This window comes from Silvimonas iriomotensis, from assembly GCF_014645535.1.
GTDB classification, from domain to species: domain Bacteria; phylum Pseudomonadota; class Gammaproteobacteria; order Burkholderiales; family Chitinibacteraceae; genus Silvimonas; species Silvimonas iriomotensis.
Map to the genome: position 1 here is coordinate 282,454 of NZ_BMLX01000004.1, position 23,502 is coordinate 305,955.

22 protein-coding genes and 1 tRNA gene are annotated in these 23,502 nt (G+C 60.7%); 11 read left to right on the forward strand and 12 right to left on the reverse strand.

Annotation, left to right across the window (positions count from 1 at the left end; translation table 11 throughout):
• Positions 1-11: 11 nt before the first annotated feature.
• From IEX57_RS15770 to IEX57_RS15780, 3 genes are all read right to left on the reverse strand, one after another.
• Positions 12-527 carry a DUF1993 domain-containing protein gene (locus IEX57_RS15770; RefSeq protein WP_188705307.1) on the reverse strand — a complete coding sequence of 172 codons (516 nt, stop codon included), beginning with the start codon at positions 525-527 and terminating at the stop codon, positions 12-14.
• A gap of 156 nt (positions 528-683) precedes the next feature.
• The gene (locus IEX57_RS15775) at positions 684-1,301 is read right to left on the reverse strand and encodes a DNA-3-methyladenine glycosylase I (RefSeq protein ID WP_188705308.1); all 618 of its coding nucleotides are present in this window, start codon (positions 1,299-1,301) and stop codon (positions 684-686) included.
• Between the two features lie 113 nt (positions 1,302-1,414).
• Entirely contained in the window at positions 1,415-2,476 is a 1,062-nt protein-coding gene (locus tag IEX57_RS15780; RefSeq protein ID WP_188705309.1) for a purine-nucleoside phosphorylase, read from the reverse strand.
• 237 nt (positions 2,477-2,713) lie between these two features.
• Here IEX57_RS15780 and IEX57_RS15785 point away from each other — a divergent pair, with 237 nt between their 5' ends.
• Positions 2,714-3,379, forward strand: a complete 666-nt coding sequence (locus IEX57_RS15785; RefSeq protein ID WP_188705310.1) for a Rossmann-fold NAD(P)-binding domain-containing protein — start codon at positions 2,714-2,716, stop codon at positions 3,377-3,379.
• A gap of 102 nt (positions 3,380-3,481) precedes the next feature.
• Here IEX57_RS15785 and IEX57_RS15790 read toward each other — a convergent pair whose 3' ends face one another.
• Entirely contained in the window at positions 3,482-4,399 is a 918-nt protein-coding gene (locus IEX57_RS15790) for a TauD/TfdA dioxygenase family protein (RefSeq protein WP_229709056.1), read from the reverse strand.
• 589 nt (positions 4,400-4,988) lie between these two features.
• Between IEX57_RS15790 and IEX57_RS15795 the strand changes: the two genes are divergently transcribed.
• The 7 genes from IEX57_RS15795 to IEX57_RS15825 all read left to right on the forward strand — a co-directional run bounded on the left by IEX57_RS15795 (position 4,989) and on the right by IEX57_RS15825 (position 11,722).
• Complete coding sequence (locus tag IEX57_RS15795; protein ID WP_188705311.1) at positions 4,989-5,531, forward strand: Csu type fimbrial protein; 543 nt, start codon at positions 4,989-4,991, stop codon at positions 5,529-5,531.
• Positions 5,532-5,652: 121 nt separating this feature from the next.
• Positions 5,653-6,165, forward strand: coding sequence for a Csu type fimbrial protein (locus IEX57_RS15800; RefSeq protein ID WP_188705312.1), 513 nt, complete (start codon positions 5,653-5,655; stop codon positions 6,163-6,165).
• A 67-nt stretch (positions 6,166-6,232) separates the two neighbouring features.
• Complete coding sequence (locus IEX57_RS15805) at positions 6,233-6,763, forward strand: Csu type fimbrial protein (protein ID WP_188705313.1); 531 nt, start codon at positions 6,233-6,235, stop codon at positions 6,761-6,763.
• Positions 6,764-6,814: 51 nt separating this feature from the next.
• Positions 6,815-7,591, forward strand: coding sequence for a fimbrial biogenesis chaperone (locus IEX57_RS15810; protein ID WP_188705314.1), 777 nt, complete (start codon positions 6,815-6,817; stop codon positions 7,589-7,591).
• A gap of 84 nt (positions 7,592-7,675) precedes the next feature.
• On the forward strand, positions 7,676-10,012 hold the full coding sequence (locus IEX57_RS15815; RefSeq protein ID WP_229709057.1) for a fimbria/pilus outer membrane usher protein: 2,337 nt from the start codon (positions 7,676-7,678) through the stop codon (positions 10,010-10,012).
• 13 nt (positions 10,013-10,025) lie between these two features.
• Positions 10,026-11,006 carry a Csu type fimbrial protein gene (locus IEX57_RS15820; RefSeq protein ID WP_188705316.1) on the forward strand — a complete coding sequence of 327 codons (981 nt, stop codon included), beginning with the start codon at positions 10,026-10,028 and terminating at the stop codon, positions 11,004-11,006.
• 62 nt (positions 11,007-11,068) lie between these two features.
• On the forward strand, positions 11,069-11,722 hold the full coding sequence (locus IEX57_RS15825; protein ID WP_229709058.1) for a tetratricopeptide repeat protein: 654 nt from the start codon (positions 11,069-11,071) through the stop codon (positions 11,720-11,722).
• Here the strand turns inward: IEX57_RS15825 and IEX57_RS15830 are convergent.
• The 6 genes from IEX57_RS15830 to IEX57_RS15855 all read right to left on the reverse strand — a co-directional run bounded on the left by IEX57_RS15830 (position 11,719) and on the right by IEX57_RS15855 (position 17,802).
• Positions 11,719-13,329: a methyl-accepting chemotaxis protein gene (locus IEX57_RS15830; protein ID WP_188705317.1), complete on the reverse strand. Its 1,611-nt coding sequence runs from the start codon at positions 13,327-13,329 to the stop codon at positions 11,719-11,721. The genes IEX57_RS15825 and IEX57_RS15830 overlap by 4 nt on opposite strands.
• A gap of 115 nt (positions 13,330-13,444) precedes the next feature.
• Positions 13,445-14,599: a GNAT family N-acetyltransferase gene (locus IEX57_RS15835; protein ID WP_188705318.1), complete on the reverse strand. Its 1,155-nt coding sequence runs from the start codon at positions 14,597-14,599 to the stop codon at positions 13,445-13,447.
• 15 nt (positions 14,600-14,614) lie between these two features.
• Positions 14,615-15,193: a thioredoxin family protein gene (locus IEX57_RS15840; protein ID WP_188705319.1), complete on the reverse strand. Its 579-nt coding sequence runs from the start codon at positions 15,191-15,193 to the stop codon at positions 14,615-14,617.
• A gap of 90 nt (positions 15,194-15,283) precedes the next feature.
• The gene (locus IEX57_RS15845) at positions 15,284-16,114 is read right to left on the reverse strand and encodes an undecaprenyl-diphosphate phosphatase (RefSeq protein ID WP_188705320.1); all 831 of its coding nucleotides are present in this window, start codon (positions 16,112-16,114) and stop codon (positions 15,284-15,286) included.
• A gap of 111 nt (positions 16,115-16,225) precedes the next feature.
• Positions 16,226-17,071 (reverse strand): GNAT family N-acetyltransferase, encoded by an 846-nt coding sequence (locus tag IEX57_RS15850; RefSeq protein WP_188705321.1) that lies wholly within the window; start codon positions 17,069-17,071, stop codon positions 16,226-16,228.
• Between the two features lie 272 nt (positions 17,072-17,343).
• Positions 17,344-17,802, reverse strand: a complete 459-nt coding sequence (locus IEX57_RS15855) for a DciA family protein (protein ID WP_188705323.1) — start codon at positions 17,800-17,802, stop codon at positions 17,344-17,346.
• Positions 17,803-17,818: 16 nt separating this feature from the next.
• Here IEX57_RS15855 and IEX57_RS15860 point away from each other — a divergent pair, with 16 nt between their 5' ends.
• Positions 17,819-18,718, forward strand: coding sequence for a M23 family metallopeptidase (locus IEX57_RS15860; RefSeq protein WP_188705324.1), 900 nt, complete (start codon positions 17,819-17,821; stop codon positions 18,716-18,718).
• 82 nt (positions 18,719-18,800) lie between these two features.
• Here IEX57_RS15860 and IEX57_RS15865 read toward each other — a convergent pair whose 3' ends face one another.
• A complete protein-coding gene (locus IEX57_RS15865; RefSeq protein ID WP_188705326.1) occupies positions 18,801-18,968 on the reverse strand; it encodes a hypothetical protein in 168 nt (55 codons plus the stop codon).
• Positions 18,969-19,026: 58 nt separating this feature from the next.
• Here IEX57_RS15865 and secA point away from each other — a divergent pair, with 58 nt between their 5' ends.
• Positions 19,027-21,765, forward strand: coding sequence for a preprotein translocase subunit SecA (secA, locus tag IEX57_RS15870; RefSeq protein ID WP_188705328.1), 2,739 nt, complete (start codon positions 19,027-19,029; stop codon positions 21,763-21,765).
• A 119-nt stretch (positions 21,766-21,884) separates the two neighbouring features.
• Positions 21,885-21,960 (forward strand) — tRNA-Ala (locus IEX57_RS15875).
• Between the two features lie 232 nt (positions 21,961-22,192).
• Here IEX57_RS15875 and IEX57_RS15880 read toward each other — a convergent pair.
• Positions 22,193-23,437, reverse strand: a complete 1,245-nt coding sequence (locus IEX57_RS15880; protein ID WP_188705330.1) for a TniQ family protein — start codon at positions 23,435-23,437, stop codon at positions 22,193-22,195.
• Positions 23,438-23,502 lie beyond the last annotated feature (65 nt).

A 23,502-nucleotide genomic window follows, 5' to 3' on the forward strand; every position in this document is an offset into this window, starting at 1 on the left:
GCAAAAGCCGCTCAGCCAGCAGCCCCCGCCAGGAAATCCTTCTTGCCCAGCGGCACGCCCTTGTGGCGCAGGATGTCGTAGGTGGTGGTGATGTGGAAGTAGAACTGCGGCATGGCGTAGTTCAGCAGGTAGGCCTGGCCGTTGAACTTGCGTTCGTGTTCGGTGCCAGGGCGGATGACGATTTCGCGTTGCTCGCCGCCTTCAAAACGGCTGGGTTCAATGCTGTTCACATAAGCCAGGGTTTTGGCGATGAGGGCGCGCAGTTCGGCCAGGGTTTGTTCGGTGTCGTCAAAGCGCGGGACTTCGCTGCTGGAAAGGCGGCCGGCCATGGCTTTGGCGAAGTCGCAGGCGATCTGCACCTGGCGGGTGAGCGGGAACATGTCCTCGAAGAGCCGGGCGGTGGTCAGGTCGGCCGGGTTGGTTTGCGTGGCGGCAGCGTGGGCCTCGGCTTTGGCGAGCAGGTGATCCAGGCTGGCCAGCATTTGTTTGATGACGGGAACCGACGACGCATAAAGCGAGATGGACATGAATGCTTCCTGTTGTGTTTATGGGGCTGAAACGAACAATGTATAAGCAGGCGATCTGATTCGTCTGTCGGTGTTTGTCTGGCACGACGTCACCTGATGACATGTTTCACAGCTGCGCCGCCCATGGCCAGCAGGCGCCGCGTCAAAGGTGCGGTTTTACTGCGGTACGGTAAAGGCGGCGCGGGCAGCGAGCGCCCTTGAGCGAATCACGCAACCTTGCGCGTGATCGTTCACAAGGCCCATGGCCTGCATCAAGGCATACATGGTGGTGGGACCGACAAAACGCCAGCCCTTTTTTTTCAGATCGCGCGAAAGTGCAATGGATTCGGCCGAGGTGGTTTGCTGACGCAGCCATTCTGGCGTGATCAGTGCGGGGCGGCTGCCGGGGGCGGCTTCATAGCGCCAGAAATACGCGGCCAGCGAGTTTTCTTTTTCCAGTAGTTGCAGCGCGCACCGGGCATTGTTGATAGTGGCTTCGATCTTGCCCCGGTGTCGCACAATGCCGGGGTCGGCCAGCAAGCGCTGGATATCGGCCTCGCCAAAGCGGGCCACGTCTTCGATCCGGAACTGCGCAAAGCCGGCGCGAAAAGCCTCGCGCTTGCGCAAGATGGTGATCCAGGACAAACCCGCCTGGAAGCCTTCCAGGCAGACCTTTTCGAACAGGCGGCGGTCGTCATCCACCGGAAAACCCCATTCATGGTCGTGGTAATGCTGATAGTCGGCAGAACCGGTGCACCAGGCACAGCGGTCCGGCACGGGTGTGGCGGTGGTCATGGCAAGCCTGCAGGATGGGTAAACCGGACATCATCACGCGGCGTGACGGCAAGGCGCACTCCGTTTCTTGCGTTCAACACCGCGTGACGATGAAGCTGGCGGGACGGGCGATGTTACTGGGCGGGCACGCCGTCTTTCCAGTGCGGCCAGTCGCTGGCAATGGCATGCACCAGCGGGTAACCGGCGCGGTACAGGTTCTGTACGGCCGGCACAAAACCGCCCTGTTCCTGATACTTCAGCAGGTTATCGACATCAGACATGCCCTCGGGCGGGCGGTCAAAGTCAGAGCCGGTGCGCAGATCGGCAATCCGGTTCAGATCAACCAGGCCGGCGGCCGCGCCGCGTTTGAGGGCTTCATAGGTGGCGTTGTCTTCTTGCTGCGTGGTGCAGTAGGTGCCTTTGCCATCGGTCATGATCTTCGTGAAATCACGCGCGCGCTGACCAAGGCGGGTGCCGGAAAACCAGGTATCGCCCGCCAGCGTGTCGCACTGGATAACCGATGGTGGCTGGTTGGCAGGCGCATAGGTGTATCTGGCGCGGAAAGCGGCCGCCTCTTTGCTGTCGGCCAGTTCGACGCCCTTGGACAGCGCCACGGCCCGTTGCAGCAGCGTTTCGTTGAGCTGGAAGACCTCGGTGCGGTAATCCAGCGGTGGTTTCTCGGAGGGCGATTTGGTGTTGATGCCCAGATAACCGCCTTGCCACTCGGCCGGCGCTTCACGCGCGTCCAGTTCCCACTGGATGCCGAAGTCCACCAGATACCGGGCCCAGGCGGCTGAACCGACGGTGCCTTGTTGCGGGTCGATCCCGGCAATGCCGGCGATCAGGAAATAGGTTTTGCTCAGGTCAAACTGGCGCGACCACACCAGTGCCGAGACCGATGCGGCGGCGTTGGTGTGGCCCATGCCGGTGGTCATCTGGCAAATGCCGTCGCTGGTGCAGGCCACTGCCGGGTAGTCGGGCGAGAAACCGGGAATGGCGGTTTTGCGATCAAACCGCAGGTGATCGTGCCAGACCTGCGCTTCAGGCCCGAACATGGAAATGATCATGACCTTGACCGGCTGGCCGTGAGTCTTTGGTGTTCTGGTTTTTGCCGCCAGGGCAGGCGCTGCTGCCGACAGCGCGATGGCGGCGCTCAGCAAAGCGGGTACAAACGGGGTTGAAGCAAATCCGGGCATGGGGCTTTCCGTTGAGATCGTCAGGGCGGCGCTTGAACGCGGGCATGCGCAAGGCTAACCAGGGCGGCACCGGCTGGCTATGGCGTGTTTGATATAGCCGGCATGCGTCTGGCTGCGCCGTACAAAGATGCCAATGTAGTTGATCTGCCGTACTTTAAAAGGACCGGTCAGCCGCCATCTGCCCTACGACAATCGGCCAGTGGGTGACGGGCCACCTTTGCACAGGGAGAAGCGCGGATGAAAGTCATGGTTTTTGGCGGTACCGGCATGTTGGGCCAAGGGGTGCTGCGCGAGTGTTTCAACGCCGCAGATGTCAGCCAGGTCTTGAGCGTCGGCCGTAGCCCGCTGGGCTTGTCGCACGCCAGGCTGCGCGAACTGCAAGTGCCGGACGCCAGCAAACTGGCCCTGCATGAGGCCTCGCTCAGTGGCTATGACGCGTGCTTCTTTTGCCTTGGCGTGTCGTCCAGCGGCATGAGCGAGGCGGACTATCACAAGATCACCTACGACTACACCCTGACCGTGGCCAGATTGCTGGCGCGTCTGAACCCGCAGATGACGTTTATCTATGTGTCCGGCGCCGGGACAGACAGCACTGAAAAAGGCCGGGTGATGTGGGCGCGGGTGAAAGGGGCGACAGAGAACGCATTGCTGGCGCTGCCGTTCAAGGGCGCGTACATGCTGCGGCCGGGGATCATCCAGCCATTGCACGGTGCGACCTCCAAAACGAAGTCCTATCGTATTTTCTACACGCTGGCGCGGCCGGTGCTGCCGGTATTGCGCAAGTTGTTGCCAGGCCAGGTCAGCACGACGGAACAGATCGGCAAAGTCATGCTTGCCCTCGCCCGCCAGGGGAACGCGCACACGGTGCTGGAGAGTTCAGAGATCAACCGGATGCCGGTGTAAACCCGCCGCTTTGGGCATACCCGGGCCCGCCGCGATTGCCCGGCGGCAAAAAAAGGCCGGGCAAGCCCGGCCAGATGATGGAGTCGGCAACAACGGATGGCCTCAGGCCGCGCGTTCCTGCTGGGCCTCGTCGGCGTTGGCTGCCGGGTTGGGCGTCTTGTGCAGGGTGCGGCTTTTTTCGCCATTGAGCGAGATCGGTACATTGCCGGCCACGGTGACGCGGTGCATGACGCGGTGGGCGTCGCCGTAGTCATTGATGGCGTAATGCTGGGTGGCGCGGTTGTCCCAGATGGCGACATCACCGGCTTGCCAGCGCCAGCGCACGGTGTTTTCCAGGCGGGTGACGTGGCTTTGCAGCGCGGCGAACAGATGGTTGTAGTCGTGCGTGGTCAGGCCTTTGAACTTTTGCACAAAGTGCCCCAGCAAAAGGTGACGCTCGCCGGTTTCCGGATGCACGTGGACCACCGGATGCTCGGTTTCGTACAGCGTGGACGTGAACACCTTGCGGTAGCGGGCCAGCGCTTCGGCACTGGCGTCGGTGCGGTAGGCGGCGTAATCGTATTCGTTGCTGTGAATGGCCCACAGATTGTCGGCCAGTTGGCGCAGCGGCTCGGGCAGGTCGGTGTAGGCGGTGTGGGTATTGGCCCAGACCGTGTCGCCGCCGGCTTCCGGCACCTTGATGGCGCGCAGGATCGACGCTTTCGGATAGGCGTCCACAAACGTCACGTCGGTATGCCAGCTATTGGCGCGGCCGCCGTGGGCGGAATCCAGCTCCAGCACATAATCGGTGCCGTCCACGCTGGGTACGGTCGGGTGTGCGACCGGATCGCCCAGCAACTGGCCAAAGGCTTGCTGGCCGACATCATCCAGGGTTTGCCCACGGAAAAAGATCACCTTGTACTGACGCAGCGCGTCCTTGATGGCTGCAACGGTGTCGCTGGAGAGATCGCCAGACAGTTGCAGGCCGCGGATTTCAGCGCCAATGCGGCCGGCGACCGGGTGGAGGGTGATTTCGCTCATGATGTATTCCTTCCTGATGCGTCTAAGAGGCGAGCCCGACCTGGCCGGGCCCGGTTTAGTGGATGAATCAGACTGCGGTTGCAAACAGCATGGAGACCGGTTTACGCCAGCGAAAACCCGGGTTTGCTCAACCAGGTTCTGGCGTCGTATATAATCTAAACGGAATAACAAACGTTTATTAAATAATATTTTGCTATATATCAGCAAAAACCGGGCTGCCCGCAGAAAACTGCTTTGGATTCATGGGTTTGGTGGCAGGTGGTCAGGTCGGCCATTGCGGCAAAGACCACCAGGAAGGACGTGCCGGGATTGAAGCAAGTGGCAAACACACCGCAATCAGGCTTGAGCTGGCACAGCCAGAGATCGCGCTAATTGTTTGATTTTTACAAGTTTTTCTGTTGCAAATATATCAGCGGCGTGACCCGTTTTGGGGCACAAATACCTGTCAAAACTTGCAGGATTGGCCAGCATGACCTGATTTTTGCTTGCAGATTGCCAACGTCAGTGCCAGAAAACCGATTATCAGAGAGTGAAAAGTAGCGTGCGGGCCCGTTTCAAACGCGGCTGGCGCGACTACGGGAGTTTGCTCATGTGGCGTTCCACGACAAGCATGGTGGTGCTGGCGACGGCGGGCATCGGCGCGTGGGGCACGGCTGCGCATGCGGGTTCCATTACCGGCCAGATTGCAGTCGCGCTGCGGGTATCGAGCGGTTGTCAGGTCACGAACGGGGCCAGCGGTAACGACAGTATCGGCAATCTGGGCACGCTGGATTTCGGTACGGTGTCGCCTACCTGGAATAGCCCGCTGGCGGCCAATTTATCGGGGCAGGGTACGTCCGGACAATTGCAGGTGACCTGCGCACCGGGCATTACGGCATTTACGGTGACGGTGGATGGTGGTCTGCGTGGTAACCGCACGCTGGGTTATGCGCAAAACACGGTCGCGTACGAGGTTTTCCAGAACCCGGCGCGCAGTGTGACTTACCCCATTGGCACCCCCAAGACCTTCAACGTGCCGCAAGACGGCTCGGCGGTGACGGTGCCGATTTACGGCGCGGTCACGCCTAACCCGTCCACCGCCAAGGTGGCAGGCACGTATGCAGACACGCTGTTGATGACTTTGAATTTCTGATGTGTTCACGGCGCGGGCCTGTGCCCGTGGTGCCGGCAGGGAAAACGAAAGCATGGACGCGGCCCGCAAGGGCCCATGCACAGATCGACCGGGGGTTGAGATGAAACACCTTGTCCAGATAATGCTTGGAGCATGCACGGTACTGACACTGGCGCTGTCGGGCATCGCCATGGGCGGCACGACAACCGGCCAGGTGAATTCCACCATGACGCTGACGGCCGCGTGCCAGGTCAATGGCAGCACGACCTCCACCGGCGTCAACTTCGGCTCACTGAACTTTGGCAGCCAGACCACGCTGTTCAGCACGGCATCAGCCCAGGTCAACGGCGGCAGCGGCGCCATCGCGGTGCAGTGCTCACCGGGTTCGGGCGCCACGCTGACCTTCCAGGCCGGGCTGCATGACGCCCAGGTGACCGGCGGCGGTCGCGCCATGGCCAACGGCGCGGGCAAATTCATTCCCTACGATATTTACTCAGATGCCGGCTACAGCACCGTGCTGGCCAGCGGTTCTTCAGTCAACATCACGGAAGACGGGACGACACAGACCGTCAATATCTATGGACGCGCCGTCGGCGTGGCCGGGCTGACCCCGGGTACGTATTCCGACGTGATTGCCGTTCAGCTCAATTTCTGACCGGCTGATATTCAGCTTCACCTCGCATTGTTGACCTGCACGCCACAAGCCAGCCAGGAGATGCGCGATGGACTGTTTGCCGCTGCTACGGCGCGGCGCGGTGGTGCTTGCCTTGTGGACAGGGCTGGCCGCCTGCGTCTGCGCGGGGACAACGTCGACCTTTCAGGTAAACGCCACGGTGCAAGCCGGTTGCCAGGTGAACAACGCCGTCGCACCGACCAGCCTTGGCACCCTGGGGACGCTGGATTTCGGCACGCAATCGGCCTTGTCGACGGCCACGGTCACCAGCAGCCTGAACCAGAGTGCCTCGATTACCCTGGCCTGCACGCCGGGGGTTGCGCTGAGCATGCAGGTGGATAGTGGCCAGAATTACGCGTCGGGCCGGCGGCTCAAGCGCACAAGCAATACCGATACCGTGGTTTATCAGTTGTTCAGCAATGCGGCCATGAGTGCGGCGATCCCGGTGAATACGGCAACGGGGATCACCTACAGCAATTCGGCCAATATCCAGGTGCCGATTTACGGCCGTGTGCAATTGCCGGGTAATTTGCGTCCCGGCACGTATCAGGACCAGGTCGTCGTGACCTTGCAGTGGTGAAACAGACAGCAACTGGACAATTTGAACCTATCCGATCTTGCGGAGCACCTCATGGTGGTACGGAACGCGTGGCGCCTGGCCATTGCGCTGATGATCTCCTTCACTTGCAGCCTTGCCTGCGCGGGCAGTTCTGTCCTGATCTGGCCCATTGATCCCGTCATTGAAAGCGATGCCCGCGCCGGTGCCTTGTGGCTGGAGAACCGCGGCGCCGACGCCGTGACCCTGCAGATCCGCATCTTTGCCTGGAACCAGAACGGCAAAGACGATACCTATGCCGAACAATCCTCCGTCATTGCCAGCCCGCCGTTTGCCTCGATTCCGCCCGGTGAGCGGCAACTGGTGCGGCTGACGCGGGTGCAGGCGCCCAAAGCGGGTACCGAAGAAGCCTACCGGCTGCTGATTGATGAAATCCCCGCCACGCCCCAGGCGGATTCCGCCAGTGATGCGCAATCGGCCGGCATTACCTTCCAGATGCGCTACTCGGTGCCGCTCTTTGTGTATGGCGATCATTTATGGTTGAAAGAAGACCCGCGCAAAAAACGGGTGACCGCAGAACAGGGCGTGCCACGGCTGACATGGCGGGCGATCCATGAGGATGGCAAAAACTGGCTGGAAGTCAGCAACCAGGGCGTGGTCCACGCCCGCCTGACCGAGGTCTCTATCGGTGTACTAGGCCAGCAGCCTTATATGGTGGATGGTCTTTTGGGGTATGTGCTGGCAGGCGGCACCATGCGCTGGCCCATGCCGCAGCCGGTTGCACCGCGGGCCGTCATGCGCGCCACTGTCAACGGCGTGGGCCAGCCAGGTGTCATCACATCCGCCAACTGATCCATGCGGACAGCGACAGAAGATTGTCCTGCACCAGTCTGTAACCCGGGAACACGCCGCTGCGCCTGCTGGCTGCTGCTGGCGTTGCTGCTGACCAGCGCCGGCACGCAATCGGCCAGTACCGGTTTGCCACCGGCACCGCGCGCGCTGGCGGCACCGGCTGACACCGCGCTGTACCTGGAACTGGTCATCAACAAATTGCCTGAAGGCAGGGTGGTACCGGTGGAAAACCGGGACGGTCACTTTTATGTCGCGCTGGGTGATTTATCCGGCCTGCACCTGCCTGGCGGGATCCGCTTTGACGTGGTCGAAGGGCGGGCCGCGGTCGATACCATTCCCGGGGTCCGGGTGATTTATCAGCAGTCCAGCCAGCAATTGCTGATTGATGTCCCGCCAGACTGGTTGCCGGCGCAGAACGTGGGGCCGGCGGTGCCCAGTGTCCACGCCCCGGCCCGCGCCAGCCCGGGTTTGCTGTTCAACTACGATGTCTACGCCAACAAGCCGCAAATCGGCGCCGGGGGCGTGTCGGCCTGGCATGAGTTCCGGGCGTTTGATGATGAAGGCGTGTTTTCCAGTACCGGCACTTACCACCGCTCGTTTGCCGGGCAGGCGCAAAGTGCCGACGGCTACACCCGTTACGACACCACGCTGACGCACTCTGACGAAGACACCATGATGACCTGGCAAGCCGGCGACGTGGTGACCAACTCGCTGCCCTGGACCAGCGCCGTGCGCCTGGGCGGGGGCCAGGTGGCGCGGGATTTCTCCATCCGCCCGGATGTCATCACCTACCCCTTGCCGCGCTTTGCCGGCGAAACCGCCGTGCCGACGTCGGTTGACCTGTTCATCAACGGTTACAAATCCAGCAGCGCCCAGTTGCAGCCTGGCCCGTTTGCGCTGACTAACGTGCCGTATATCAACGGCGCGGGCGAGGCCGTGGTGGTCACCACCGATGCGCTGGGCCGTCAGGTATCCACCACCATTCCGTTTTACGTCGCCACTACCTTGCTGCGCCCTGGCGAGACGGATTTCTCGGTTGCGGCCGGCAAGTTGCGCATGGATTACGGCCTGAAGAGTTTTTCTTATGGCGATGCTGCAGGCAGCGGCACCATCCGCGTCGGGGTGACCAATAACCTGACGCTGGAAGGCCATGCCGAAGCCGCGCCGTCCTTTGCCATGGCGGGTGGCGGGGTGGCGCTCAAGCTCGATCAGGCGGGCGTGATCAATTTCTCGGCGTCGGGCAGTCATCTGAATAGCCACAACGGCAACCAGATGAGCGCGAGCTATCAGTTCAGCAATCGCCGCTTCAGCTTTAACGCGCTGTATATCGGCCGCAGTATCAACTACGGCGATCTGTCCGCTTATGATATCAAGCTGGGGAGTTTCTCCCGCGCCAGTACCCAGGTGACGGCCAATGTCTCGCTGGACCGGTTTGGCAACGCGGGCGCCGGCTATTTTGATGTCAAATCGTCGGACGGTTCGCGGACCCGCCTCGTCAATCTGTCATGGAGCCTGGGCTTGTGGGGCAGCAGCAGTATTTATCTCTCGCTCAACCGTGATCTGACCGAAAAAACCTGGTCCGGCGCCGCGCAACTGGTGGTGCCGCTGGATAACTGGGGCACGGTCACCGCCGGTATGCAGCATGTGCCTGATGCCGGCAACCAGGAACAGGTGAACTACAGCCGCGCAGTCCCCGCCGAAGGCGGCTTTGGCTGGACGCTGAACGAAAGTCGCAGCACCAGCGCGCCGGCGTATCACCAGGCTGACCTGACCTGGCGCAACCGCTACACCCAGTTGCAGGGCGGCGCCTATGGCAACAGCGGCAACTACACGCGCTGGGGCGAGGCGACCGGCGCGGTGGTGGTGATGGATTCCGACCTGTTCCTGACCAACCGCGTGAACGAATCGTTTGTGCTGGTCAGTACCGACGGCCAGCCCAACCTGCCGGTGCATTACGAAAACCAGTACGTGGGCAGCACGGATAGCAATGGCCACTTGCTGGTGCCCTGGACCACCTCCTGGTATCCGGCGCATTACGATATCGACCCGCTCAACCTGCCGCCGGATTACGACACGCCCACGGTGGAACAACGGGTGGCGGTCCGCGCCGGCAGCGGCTATCTGCTGGAGTTCCAGGTGCGGCATATCGTGGCGGCGATCATCACGCTGGTTGATGGCCAGGGCCATCCGTTGCCGATTGGCACGCGCGTCACCTTGCTGGAAGGCAGTGCGGTCAACCGGGTGGCGTTTGTGGGTTGGGATGGCAAAGCGTATTTCGATGATCTGCAGACCGACAACCGTGTCCGGGTAGAACTGCCGGATGACCGCTTTTGCGAGTTGTCATTCAAGGCCGATACCCGTTTGAGCCAGGCCGCCGTGGTCGGCCCGCTGGTGTGTGTGCCGGCCGGCCCGCAGACGTGACAAGGAGCGCAAGATGAGATTCAGAAGCTGGCTGGCGCGTGGCGTGTTGATCCTGCTGTGCGGCGGTGCAAGCGCGATCACGGCGGCAGCAGGCTGCACGGCCAGTAGCGGTACGGCCTCGCTGGGCTCTGCGGTCAGCTCGTTCGCGGTGTACAGCAACCAGCAGTCGACCACGGCCACCAGCGGCTTCAAATGCACGGGGTCGGTGGTGTCCATTCTGGGCACCAACGTGGTGACGGTGACCATTCAAAGCTCGGCCAACCAGTCTGGCACGCAGGCGCGCATGCGCAACGGGACAGACTACATACCCTATGTGATCTGCAAGGATTCGGGCTGCAGCTCGGTCTACAACATCGGCAGCAGCATTACCTGGAACAGCACCACATTGCTGGGGCTGCTCGGGCTCTTCAACAATAGTGATGGCAGCTTGCCGCTGTATATCCGCACCCTGACCGGCGCGCGGGTTGCGGCCAACAATTACACCGACACACTCACATTGAACTGGACCTGGCAACTGTGTGATCTGGGCGTGGCCGGGGCTTGCCTCGTGGTCTCGGGCTCGGGCACATCAACGGTGGCGGTCAGCCTTGGCGTGGCAAATGATTGCGTGCTGACCACGCCGGATGTGCAGTTTGGCTCGGCGCCGCTGGTCAGTGGCTTTGCCGACATCAACCAGTCGGTTCAGGTGGTCTGCACCAAAAGCGCCAGCTACACGGTGGGGATGTCCAACGGCAGCAATTATTCGGGCACGGTGCGGCAGATGAAAAGCACGGCGGGCGGCCTGTTGCAGTACGACATCTATAAACCGGATGGCACCCGCTGGGGCCCGACCGGCACGGACCGGCGCAGCAGCTCGGCCGCGGATCTCAACCCGGGTATTTATGATGCGGTCACCACCCAGAGCTACAACTACCGCGCCAGCATTATCAAAACGCAGACCACGCCCGCCACCGGCAGCTATACCGATCTGGTGACGCTGGATATCGGGTTCTGAGGCGCACACGCCCGCCGGTTCCCGCACTATGCTGAAGGCATGTCCCGCAGCGGATCAATCGCGTGTCCCACTCTTTTCTGCCCGTCCTCATCGCGGCCTTGCTGGCGGGTACGGCCACGGCAGCAAGCCATGATGCGGCGTATCAGGCCTATCAGAAGGGCGATTACGCCAGGGCGCTGCCGGCTTACCGCGCCGCAGCGCAAAAGGGCAAACCGCTGGCGCAATACAACTACGCCATGATGTTATGGCGCGGCGAAGGCACGCCGGTGCAGCGGGACGAAGCCGTCATCTGGTTACGCAAGGCGGCAGAAGGGCATCTGGCCCAGGCGCAGTACGCGCTGGGGTTGCTGTATGAAAACGGAGAACGCCTGCCACGCTCGCAAGTCGATGCGACGCACTGGTTTTTGCTGGCCGCACAACAAGGCCACACTGACGCGCAAACCAGTGTCGCTACCCAGTATTTTCTGGGGCGCGGCGCGCCCAAAGACATGGTGCAGGCCGCGCGCTGGTATCTGAAAGCGGCCGAAGGCGGGGATGTGGGCGCGCAGTACATCGTGGCGACCATGTATGAAAAAGGCGAAGGCCAGCCGCATGATCTGGCAGAAGCCTGGCGCTGGTATGAGGCCGCCGCCCTGCAAGGCGACCCCGCTGCCGCCATCCGCGCCCGTGATCTGGGTCAGCGTCTGCGGCAGGCGGGGGCCGCGTCCCGGCCTTAAACCCGGAAGCGGCCGGCGGTGCTGCGCAGGTCCTGCGCCAGCGTTTCCAGCTTGCGTACGGACTCCAGCGCGCTGTGGACCGAGTGATCCGAGGCTTCCACCATCTGCGCAATGCGTTCGATATGCCCGGCGATGCTGTTGCTGGCCTCGCTTTGTTCACGCGTGGCACCGGCAACTTCGCGGATCTTGTCCAGGGTGTTCTCGGCGGCCTGACTGATTTCCTGCAGCGATGTCGCGGCCCGTTCGGCCAGACCTACGCCGTGTTCCACCTGCGCAGTCACCTGCGTCATGCCGGTCACCGCTTGTTCGGTATCGCGCTGCACGGCTTCAATGGTGCGGGTGATGTCCTGGGTGGCGCCGGTCGTGCGCTCGGCCAGTTTGCGTACTTCATCGGCCACCACTGCAAAACCACGGCCTTGTTCACCGGCACGGGCGGCCTCGATGGCGGCATTCAAGGCCAGCAAATTGGTCTGGTCGGCAATCTCGCGGATCACGCGCGCAATGCCGTCAATCTCGCGCGAGCGTTCTACCAGGCCGTGGATCTGGCCGGTCGCATCGCCCACTTTTTGCGAGATCTGGCGGATTTCGCCAGCGGCTTCGTGCACCAGGCGCTCGCCATCGGTCGCCAGTTTGACCGAATGTTGCGAACTGCCGGCGCTGTCGCCCGCGTTGGATGACACATGGTTGATACTCACGGTCATTTCTTCGACCGCTGCCGCCGTGCTGGCGGTGAACTCGGACGACGCGCGCGAGCCTTCGCTGATCTGGTTCATCTGCTGCGTCAGTGACGACGCGGCCTGCGCCAGGCTGCTGGCGGCGTCATTGAAACGCTGCGCCATATCGCGCAGGCCATCCTGCATGCGGCTCATGGCGCCCAGCAAACTGTCGTTACGGCCATCAACCTTGATGCGGCGGGTCAGATCGCCCGCGGCAATGGCGGTGGCGATCTCTGCCGCATAACCCGGGTCGCCCCCCAACTGGCCGATAATCCGGCGCGACATGCTGATCAGCAGCGCGGCGACAATCGCCAGCACCACGCACACTACCACCAGCATCACGCCGGCCTGGTTCCAGAAACTGGTGTCGATATCGTCAATGAAAAAGCCCACGCCAATGATCCACTGCCACGGCTCGAAACGGATCACGCCGTTGAGTTTGGGCAATTCCGCCTTGGTGCCGGGCTTGGGCGTGAGGATGTTCATCAGGCCGATGCGGTCTTTGGCCAGTGCCTCGTCATACAACTCAGAGGTAAACCGGCCGTCCGGCATGCGCGTGCCTTTGTCGATCTTGCCCACGCGATCCGGATTGGGGTGCACGATCATGCGGTTGTCAGTGCCGCGCACAAAGAAATAGATGTCCTTGAAACGCATGTGGCCCAGCGCGTCTTTGGCCCGCTGTTGCGCCTCATCGTGGCTGAGCTTGCCGCTGCTTTCCTGCTCCTGGAAGTAGGTCACCATGCTGTTGGCCTGTTCCAGCGCGGTTCTGATCTGCCCTTCGCGATCAGCCATCATGGCGTGACGCAGACTGACAAGGCCGACTGCGGCACTGATCAGCAAGCCGGCCAGCGCCGCCCCAATGATGATCCAGACACGGGTTTGCAGCTTCATTGTGGGCCCCTCACTCGACGGCACAAAGCGTTTTAAATGACGTTGGAATTTGTAAGGCTACAGGGTATTTATTAAATATAAAAGCATACAAAGCTGACGCAAGTGCCAGTGATGCTCAGGACGGTTGATGGCGGAACGGGGTTTGTGCTGATAACGTTTCAGCCCATTCGTCGACCGCCTGCCGCTCGTTTTTCAGAAAACGGCCAACGGCATCGGCAAAGCGGCGATCCGCCAGCCAGTGCACCGACCAGGTGGTGACAGGAAGAAAGCCCCGCGCAAGCTTGTGTTCCCCCTGTGCGCCGCCTTCAAATGTGCCCAGCCCGCGCTCTAGCGCGAACTCCAGCCCCTGGTAGTAGCACAATTCAAAATGCAGTCCCGGCACAAAACCGGCCTCATCCCACTGCGCGCCCCAATAGCGGCCATAGAGCGCATCCGGCCCGACCAGATCAAACGCCGCGGCAATGGGCTGACCATTGCGGCTGGCAATAATCAAGAGGCAGGACTCTGGCATGGCGGCATGCAATTGCCGGAAAAAGGCCAGGTTCAGATACGGCTGGGAGCGATGCTCCAGATACGTATTGTTGTAGCAGCCAATAAAGAACGCCCAGTCTGCAGCGCTGATCGCGGCGCCGAACTTGCGCTCGACCGTGATCTCGCCGGCCGGCCCGGACAATGACTTGCGCCGTTCCTGGCGGATCTTCTTGCGCTTGTCATGGTTCATGCTGCCCAGAAAATCATCAAACGTGTGCCAGGCAGGATCGCGCTGCCAATGAAACTGGATCTGTTCGCGCAATTGCATGCCGCAATCGGCGGCCAGGCGCGCATCGGCCTCGTGCGGGAACAGAATATGCAGCGATGAATCGCCCAGTTCGCGGGTGATGCCAATGGCGCTTTCAATCAGCAGGCGGCGGTCGGCATCGGTGTGGGCCAGCAGGCGCGCGCCAGGCAGCGGGCTGAACGGGATCGCGCTGACCAGCTTGGGGTAATACGCCAAGCCATGCTGTTCGTAGGCCCGCGCCCAGGCCCAGTCGAACACATATTCGCCCCAGGAATGAGACTTGCGGTACAGCAGCAGCGCGCCGGCCAGTTCGTCATCGCGCCACAGCGTTAAATGACAGGGCTGCCAGCCGCTGTCGGCATCGACACTGCCGCTTTGTTCCAGCGCATCCAGATACGCGTGCTGCAAGGCCGGGTGCGCGCCGGCCAGCGCATTCCACGCGGGCGCGGGAATATCAGACAGGCGCTCACAGATTTTTAGCGTGACAGACAAGCGTGGCGGACCCGGTCAGGACTGAAAATAGGCCGGCTCGTTGCCGGGTTTCCATTTGATATTGCAACCCATGCTGGGCACTTGTTCGGCCAGCGGCGGCTTGCCGGCCACCAGCGCGTTCACGGCCCGCAGGATGTCCTGCCCGCTGGGGGCGCCCACATTGGGGCGGGAGGTATCAAACTGGCCGCGATACACCAGTTTGAGCTGGGCATCGAACAGATAGAAATCCGGCGTGCAGGCAGCGCCGAATGCTTTGGCGGCGTCCTGGGTTTCGTCGTACAGGTAGCGGAAGGTATAGCGCTCGTCAGCGGCGGTTTGCACCATCAGCGCCGGGGCATCATCCGGATAGGTTTCGACATCATTGCTGGAGATTGCCACCATGCCGACGCCCAGTTCAGCCAGTTGCGCGCCCAGCGGGGCCAGCACCGGATTGATGTGTTTGACGTAGGGGCAGTGGTTGCAGATGAACGCGACCAGCAAACCGCAATTGCCGGCCAGATCGGCCAGCGTATGTGGACGGCCTTCGCCATCGGGAAGCGTGAAGTCGGGCAGCGGCGTGCCCAGTGGCAACATCGTGGAATACGTTCTGGCCATGACGGTTCACCTGTCGGTTGAAATGGAGCGATTCCCCATTCTAGCCGCATGTCATGACATGCGGCACCGTCACGGCCAGCGGTCAGGGCCTTAGACCGTCCACTGCACCAGCCCGCTCCAGGCGGTAAAGAGCACGATCAGACCAAAGGCAATGCGGTACCAGGCAAAGGCGACAAAGGTGTGGTTAGAGATAAACCGCAACAGCCCGCGCACGGCAAAGAAAGCGCTGATCGCCGCGGCCACAAAGCCCACGGCAAAGATGCCGGCGTCTGCCGCATCCAGCGCGTGACGCAGTTTCCACATGCTGTAGAGCGAGGCCGCAGTCAGCGTGGGAATGCCAAGAAAGAACGAGAACTCGGTCGCGGCCTTGCGCGACAGCCCGAAAAAGAGGCCACCGATAATCGTCGCACCAGAGCGGCTGGTGCCCGGAATCAGCGCCAGACATTGCGCAAACCCGATCTTGAGCGCATCCAGCAATGAAATACCGTCAACCGTCTCTACCCGTACGCGGTGCTGGCGTTTTTCTGCCCACAAGATCAGCAGACCGCCAATGATAAAGGCCAAGGCCACCGGCACCGGCTTGAACAAGTGCGCCTTGATGACTTCGTTGAAGAGTTTGCCAAGCACAGCGGCCGGAATAAACGCGATCAGCACCGCCCACAGCAGATTGCGCTCTTTGCCCGGACGGCGGGCACCCACCACCGTGGCGCCGATTTTGGCGCGGTATTCCCAGACCACGGCCAGAATGGCGCCCAGCTGGATGAAAATCTCGTAGACGTCGCGTTTTTCCTTGCTGTCCGGCAGAAAATTGAGCAGATCACCAGCAAGAATCAGGTGGCCGGTACTGGAGATCGGCAGAAACTCCGTAATACCTTCCACGATCCCCATGATCAGGGATTTGACCAGCAAAATCATGTCCATATGTGATGTTTCCGTGCGGTTTGGTTATGTTCTGGACTGAGTATTATTAGAAGAAGGCCGGCCCGAGTCTATTGCCCGGGCGCTGACAAACATGCTGCGCTGCATTATGGCTTATCCCAGCGGAAGTGGCGCGGGACGCGCAAAGGTCGACTTGGTATACGCCAGCCGCAAGCCGGCGCGCTCAGCGTTGCGGGCGCTGACATTGGCTGGCCGCGCGGTGACAAATGCGTAACGGCAACCGGCGGCCTGGGCGGCGGTCAGGCGTGCTCTGCACAAGGCCTGTTGCACGCCCATGCCGCGGTAATCGGGCAGGGTGCTGGCAATGTATAAATGGGCGACCGGCCCGGCGGCAGAGGGCAGGATGGCCATCCCGGCCGTACCCGCCAGCTGGCCATCCAGCCAGGCCCCGAACAAGCGGGTGTCTTCACGCTGCGTGGCAATCCGGGCCAGCGCCTGCAGCAGTGCAACGGGGCGGGTGCTCAGCTGCACGGAAAAACCCAGCACGGATTGTTCGATAAAGGCGGCTGCCGCCACCTCGTCACGGCATTCAATGCGCCCGGCATGGGGTGGCAGTGTCGGCAGATCATCCAGCGCCCGCACATAGGTATTGCTGAAGGCGTTGACCTGATAGCCGCGATCGGCCAGCAAGGGTAGCAAGGCGGGATCGACATGCGGGCACAGATCAATCTCCGTGCCCAGTCCCAGCGTGGCATACGCCGTTTCCAGCGCGTAGAGATCGGCGGCGGTGACGGTGTCATTGAGCCCCAGCCCACACACATGATTGAGCTTGCGGCCAAAGTCGCGCCGGGTAAATGCCGCAATGCCGCCCCCGACGGGAATGACGCGGGCCTCGGCATCCGCGCTGATGGTTTGCCAGGCCGCCACCTGACGCGCCAGATGGAGTGCTTCGGCGTGTTCCAGGATCAGCGCCAGTTCTGGGCCGCAATAAATGGGCATCAGGGGTTTCCGTCAATGGAGGTTGCGGATGAACGGCGGGAGCCATGCGCCAGTGCTTGTTTCAGCGTGATGAAACAACCGTTCGTATGAAAAGTGAATATTTACGCAGGCCCTTGGGAACAAAGCCCCGGACCCCACGTCTTATCGGGCATGTGCGAGCAATTCGCGCATTTTTTGCTCATCTCCTCCCTGATTAGCGGGCACCAGTTGGTGCCCCTTTTTTTTTGCCCTTTTTTGCCGCCGCCGACCAGGTGTTTTTGCCCGCCTGGCAGTCAGCGTGGCGGGCGCTGATGATCGACCAAAGCGAGGATCGCTTTTGCCAGATTTTCATCCTTGACGGTATCGGCCAGCGCCTCAAATGCATCGCACGCGGCACCGTTCATCTTCAAGTCTTTGGCGCGTATGGGTTTTTGCTCGCGTAGCGCTGCTTGCACCCTGGGCAGGATTGCGGTAGCTTCCCACCCAGCCCGTGCCAGCACATCGCGCAATTCCGGCGCGGCATAACGTATGCGTGTTGCTGCCGCCGCGCTGGTCACACCCAGTATCAACGCCCCGTCTGCCCATGCTGCGCCCACGCAGGCCCGCGCCACCTCAGGTGGCAATGCCGCCTGCAAGGTTTTGAGCATCCGGTTATATTCGCCCACGCGGGCCGCGGCGTCTTTCAGCACCCGGTGCTGACCGATGAAGCCGGAAACAGGGCCTTTTTTCATTTTTCTCGATTGCAAGGTCATTCAGGGAGCCTTCGCCTTGAATATTATTCTCATTTCAAATCGTTACTCCAGCGCCTTGCACCTGGGTACTGGCCCGATGGTGGCGCTGGCTGCCTCGCTGGCGCTGCTGGCCGGCGGCATGGGCCTGGCGGTCGGCATGTCGCTGTCGGGTAGCTCGCCCAAGCAGTTGTGGCCGCTGATCAAGCCAGTGCGTCAGGCAGAACTGGACGCCATGGCCGTGCGCCTGGGTGAACTGCAGGCGCGGCTGATCCGGCTTGACGGCCTGGCGCAGCAAGTGGGCACCAAGGCCGGTATCGACGTCAAACCGTTTGCCGCAACGGCACCCGTGCCACGCGGCGGCATGGAGGCCCACGGCCACGCCATGTCGGCCGCTGAACTCCTGCAGCAACTGGGCTCTACCGAAGCCGGCATCGGCAATATGTATGATCAGTTCAGCCTGGCCGAGAACATTCTCTTGCGTCCGGCCGGTACTGCATTGCCCACGCTGGCGCCGCTGACCAGCGGTTTGCAGTCGTCCAGTTTTGGCTGGCGCATCGACCCCTTCAACGGCCATCAGGCGTTTCATGAAGGGCTCGATTTCGTCGGCGCCGTGGGCACGCCCATCAAGGCGGCCGGCGCAGGCACGGTGGTCTATGCGGGCTTTCACCCCCAATATGGTAATATGGTCGAGATTGACCACGGCAATAATCTGACCAGCCGTTACGCACACGCCAGCAAGCTTCTGGTGAAAGTGGGTGACCATGTCGAGGCCGGTCAGGTGATCTCTGAAATCGGCAGTACCGGCCGTTCTACCGGCCCGCATCTGCATTTCGAGATCCGGTATCGCGGCGTGGCGCAGAACCCCTTGCGGTTCCTGGCGCAGAACACGCAGAACAACGTGGGGACCGTGGCCAGTACTGAAGGTCCGCATGATTGATCACGACGTCATGCCAGTATCACAAGGTGTGGCAATGATGTAACTGAATTGCGCTCTGCACTGGAAAAAGTGCCTTTTGGCCTTATCTTGTGCACACGCGTGATGTATCGGTGCGATACTCACGCACGGTTTTCACAACGGCGGCCAGGGAAACCTGCCCGCCGTTCTCGTAGTACCACTGACGAATCTGGCCGGGCGCACGTGGCCCGGCACGCGGCGGGTGCTGAAGTTTCAACAGGCTGGTGGCCATGATCGACCCCGGCATAACAAGATTAAGCCCTTCGCGGCAAAACATCCGGTAACAGGAAATGATCTCCAATCTGCTCAAGAAAGTGTTCGGTAGCCGTAACGACCGCCTGCTCAAGCAATACCGTGGCGTTGTAACAAAAATCAACGCGCTTGAACCCGCCATGCAGGCACTGTCTGATGAGCAACTGCGGGCCAAGACAGAGGAGTTCCGCGAGCGCGTAGCCAAGGGCGAAGCGCTGGATGACATCCTGCCCGAAGCCTTTGCCGTATGCCGTGAAGGCGGCAAGCGCGCGCTGGGCATGCGCCACTTCGACGTGCAGCTCATCGGCGGTATCACCCTGCATCAGGGCAAGATTTCTGAAATGCGTACCGGTGAAGGCAAGACGCTGGTCGCCACCTTGCCGGCGTACCTCAACGCCCTGTCTGGCAGCGGCGTGCACGTGGTGACGGTGAATGATTACCTCGCCCAGCGCGATGCCGGCATCATGAGCAAGCTGTACAACTTTCTGGGCCTGACCTGCGGTGTGAACCTGGGCCAGATGCCGCATGATGAAAAACAGGCCGCCTACGCCTGCGACATCACCTATGGCACCAACAACGAATTCGGCTTTGACTACCTGCGCGACAACATGGTGTTCAGCACGGGCGAGCGTGTTCAGCGCAAGCTCAACTACGCCATCGTCGACGAGGTGGACTCCATCCTGATCGATGAAGCGCGTACGCCGCTGATCATTTCCGGCCCGGCCGACGACAACACCGAAATGTACCTGGCCATGAACGCCGTGCCAGGCCAGCTGACCCGCCAGGACGAAGAAGAAGGCGAGGGCGACTACTGGGTTGATGAAAAAGCCAACACCGTGTTGCTGTCTGAAGCCGGCCATGAAAAGGTCGAGCAGATTCTGGTCAGCATGGGTCTTTTGCCAGAAGGCGACAGTTTGTACTCCGCCCAGCACATCACGCTGGTGCACCACATGTACGCCGCCCTGCGCGCGCACTCGCTGTTCCACCGTGACCAGAACTACGTGGTCATGGACGGCGAAGTCATCATCGTGGATGAATTCACCGGCCGCCTGATGGCAGGCCGTCGCTGGTCTGAAGGTCTGCATCAGGCCGTGGAAGCCAAGGAAGGCGTCGAGATCAACCAGGAAAACCAGACCCTGGCCACGATCACGCTGCAAAACTACTTCCGCATGTACGGCAAGCTTTCCGGCATGACCGGTACGGCCGACACCGAAGCCTACGAATTCCAGCAAATCTACGGTCTTGAAACGGTCATTATCCCGACCAACCGCCCGATGATCCGTCAGGACCGTCAGGATCAGGTCTTCAAGACGGCCAACGAAAAATACAACGCCATCATCACCGACATCCGTGACTGCGTGCAGCGCGGCCAGCCGGTACTGGTGGGTACCACCTCGATCGAACAGTCGGAAATCCTTTCCAACCTGCTGGACAAGGTCAAGATTCCGCACAACGTGCTGAACGCCAAGCAACATGCGCGTGAAGCCGAGATCGTGGTCCAGGCCGGTGCGCCAGGCCAGGTGACCATTGCCACCAACATGGCCGGCCGTGGTACTGACATTGTGCTGGGTGGTAATGCTGAACCGCGTATCCGCGTGATCGAGGCTGACGAAAGCCTGGATGCCGCTGGCAAGGACAGCGCCATTGCCGCGATCAAGGCGGAATGGCAAAAGGTGCACGACCAGGTGGTCGCCGCCGGTGGTCTGCATATCATCGGTACCGAGCGTCACGAATCGCGTCGTATCGACAACCAGTTGCGTGGCCGTTCCGGTCGCCAGGGTGACCCGGGCTCCAGCCGTTTCTACCTGAGCCTGGAAGACCCGCTGCTGCGTATTTTCGCGGGCGATCGCGTTGCGTTTGTCATGGACAAACTGAAGATGCCGGAAGGCGAGCCGATCGAAGCCGGCATCGTCAGCCGCGCCATTGAATCTGCCCAGCGCAAGGTGGAAGGCCGCAACTTCGATATCCGCAAGCAATTGCTGGAATACGATGATGTCGCCAACGAACAGCGCAAGGCGATTTACACCCAGCGCAACGAACTGCTGGAAAGCACCGATATTTCCGACACCATTCACGCCATGCGTGATGGCTTCTTCTCTGACCTGTTCGAGCAATACGTTCCGCCGCAGGCCATGGAAGAACAGTGGGATCTGGCTGGTCTGGAAAAAGCGCTGGCTGAATATGGCCTGACCGCACCGGTGGCTGACTGGCTCAAGCAAGACGCCGGCATGTCGGACGAAGCGGCCAAGGAACGTGTGGTTGGCCTGGCGCGCGAAGCGTATGAGACCAAGGCGACAGAGGCCGGCATCGAGACCTTCCGCCAGTTCGAACGCGCCGTGCTGCTGCAGCATCTGGATCAACACTGGCGCGAACACCTGTCGTCGCTGGATCACCTGCGTCAGGGTATCCATCTGCGCGGCTACGCCCAGAAGAACCCCAAGCAGGAATACAAGCGCGAATCGTTCGAGCTGTTCAGCGAACTGTTGAGTGGCATCAAGCGCGATGTGGTGCAGATCGTCATGAGCGTGCAAGTACGCTCGCAAGCCGACGTGGATGCTGTCCAGCCGCAAGCCGTGCCGGAACGTGCCCTGCAATTCCACCACGACGACCTGGCCGCTGCCGTGGCCGCTGGCGACGAAGAGAAGATCAAGGAAGCCCTCTCTACCGCTGCCGCAGCCGGCGCCGTGGCCAGCCCGTTTGCCGGTGTCAGCCGCAACGACCCGTGCCCGTGCGGCTCTGGCAAGAAGTTCAAGCACTGCCACGGCCAGATCAACTGATCGCCCGGCATGCCAGAAAAAAAGCCCGTCACCTGACGGGCTTTTTTGTTGCGCGCTATCCGCATACCGCCCGTCCCTGGCTTGACGCCAGGAAACTGCCTGACTAGATTGACCGCTACGGGCCGATAGCTCAGCTGGGAGAGCGCTGCGTTCGCAATGCAGAGGTCGGGAGTTCGATCCTCCTTCGGTCCACCAGATTCTTTGCCGGGTATGGGCACGCAGCGTGTACCGATAACCATAAAGTGGCCAGGTGGTCGCGTTATGCTTAATTTCACGTTTGGCCACATTTTGGTTTTATGATTTGGACGGAGTAGAGTGGAAGGCTTTGGTCTTGTTTTTGGTAGCAAACAGACTTCGCCACGGTATTTAGGAATAAAAAATGGGACCATTTAAGGTCCCATTTTTGTTTTGAGTCGAGGCAGTGGGGTCAGTACATGCGTTCTGCTAACACTGCGGCAATATGTTCGAATATGCCCGATACGGACCGGGTCTCTACATCCAACGCTGTCCAAACATCCCTGGCACTGATTCCGGCGTAACCCTCAGCCAGTCTCTCCTCAAGCAATTCGCCAATTTTCTGCCGCAAATCCGCAATTCGCTGGTTAGAACACCCGGCACGGTACCGGCGGTGACGGTCCCCGATGGCACGTGCTTCGGTATTAGCCTGGAGGTAAAGGTGTTTACGTCCAACACCAACTTCATCGGCTGCTTCGTTGATGGAAATGGGAACCGCTCTGTCCAATATGACTCGCAATTTGGAGCGGATATCTTCCCAATCGAGTTCTCGTGAACGAACTCCAGAACGGAACGATTCGGCCATCGGTAAAGTCAGTTGGACTGGCTTTTCTGGCATAACCCAGTCTGCGACCTCAGCGTTAAACAGTTTCTCCATATCAATCCCGCCATGGAGTGCGATTGTCAGCCACGCCTTGATGCTGGGCTGACCACCATTATTTAACCAATGGGACACCCCACTTTTGGAAAACTCATAACGACGGGCAAAAATAGTCATCTTGCCGTCCGCCATGGTTTCAATCACCGTCTTGATGAGAGGAACCAGACCCTCAGGTGCAAGTTGGGGCCGGCTGCAAAGCATCTTTCCAACTTGTCGGCTCACGTACATGGCTTCGGGGGCGGCGGCCGCGGGTGTGCCACAGCCAAGGAAGTTCCCACAAGATGTGCAGTATCCAGGTACGGTAATTGCCGAGCGGTTCCTCACGTTGCTTTTCTGGCAGTGTGGGCAAATAGAGACCAGTTCAGTTTTATGCTTCAGACATACCGTTGCTGGGGCAATATCCCATAAGAGCCGAAAGTATGGCGTCTCTCCATTCTCTTTATCTTCCAAAAAGCAATGTGGGCACCAACGGTCCGATTTAGGTGCAAGGCCTGGGGTCCCGAGGACATGGCGATAAGGCGCCAGGGTCAAACGGTCAAGTGATGCCACTCCGGTCAGCTCAGACAGCCATGCCGCCCATTGTTCAGCTTCCGGTGACATGCTCGATAGTTTTCGTTGGTGCCAGCCGTATTTGTCACAAACAGATTGCTCGAAGTGTTCGAGAACCCAATCAACGAGTTTTTGTGCTGTCATGCCATGCGAAAAAGCCAGGCGGTGTTGATTTGCACCCAAACCTGACCCACTTGATGCAGTAATTTGCACCGAAAACTGACCCACGTAGAACACTGTCCCGCGAGGTAACGAGCGGGAGTACTGGAGTGATCGACGTGGCTATGTTGAGC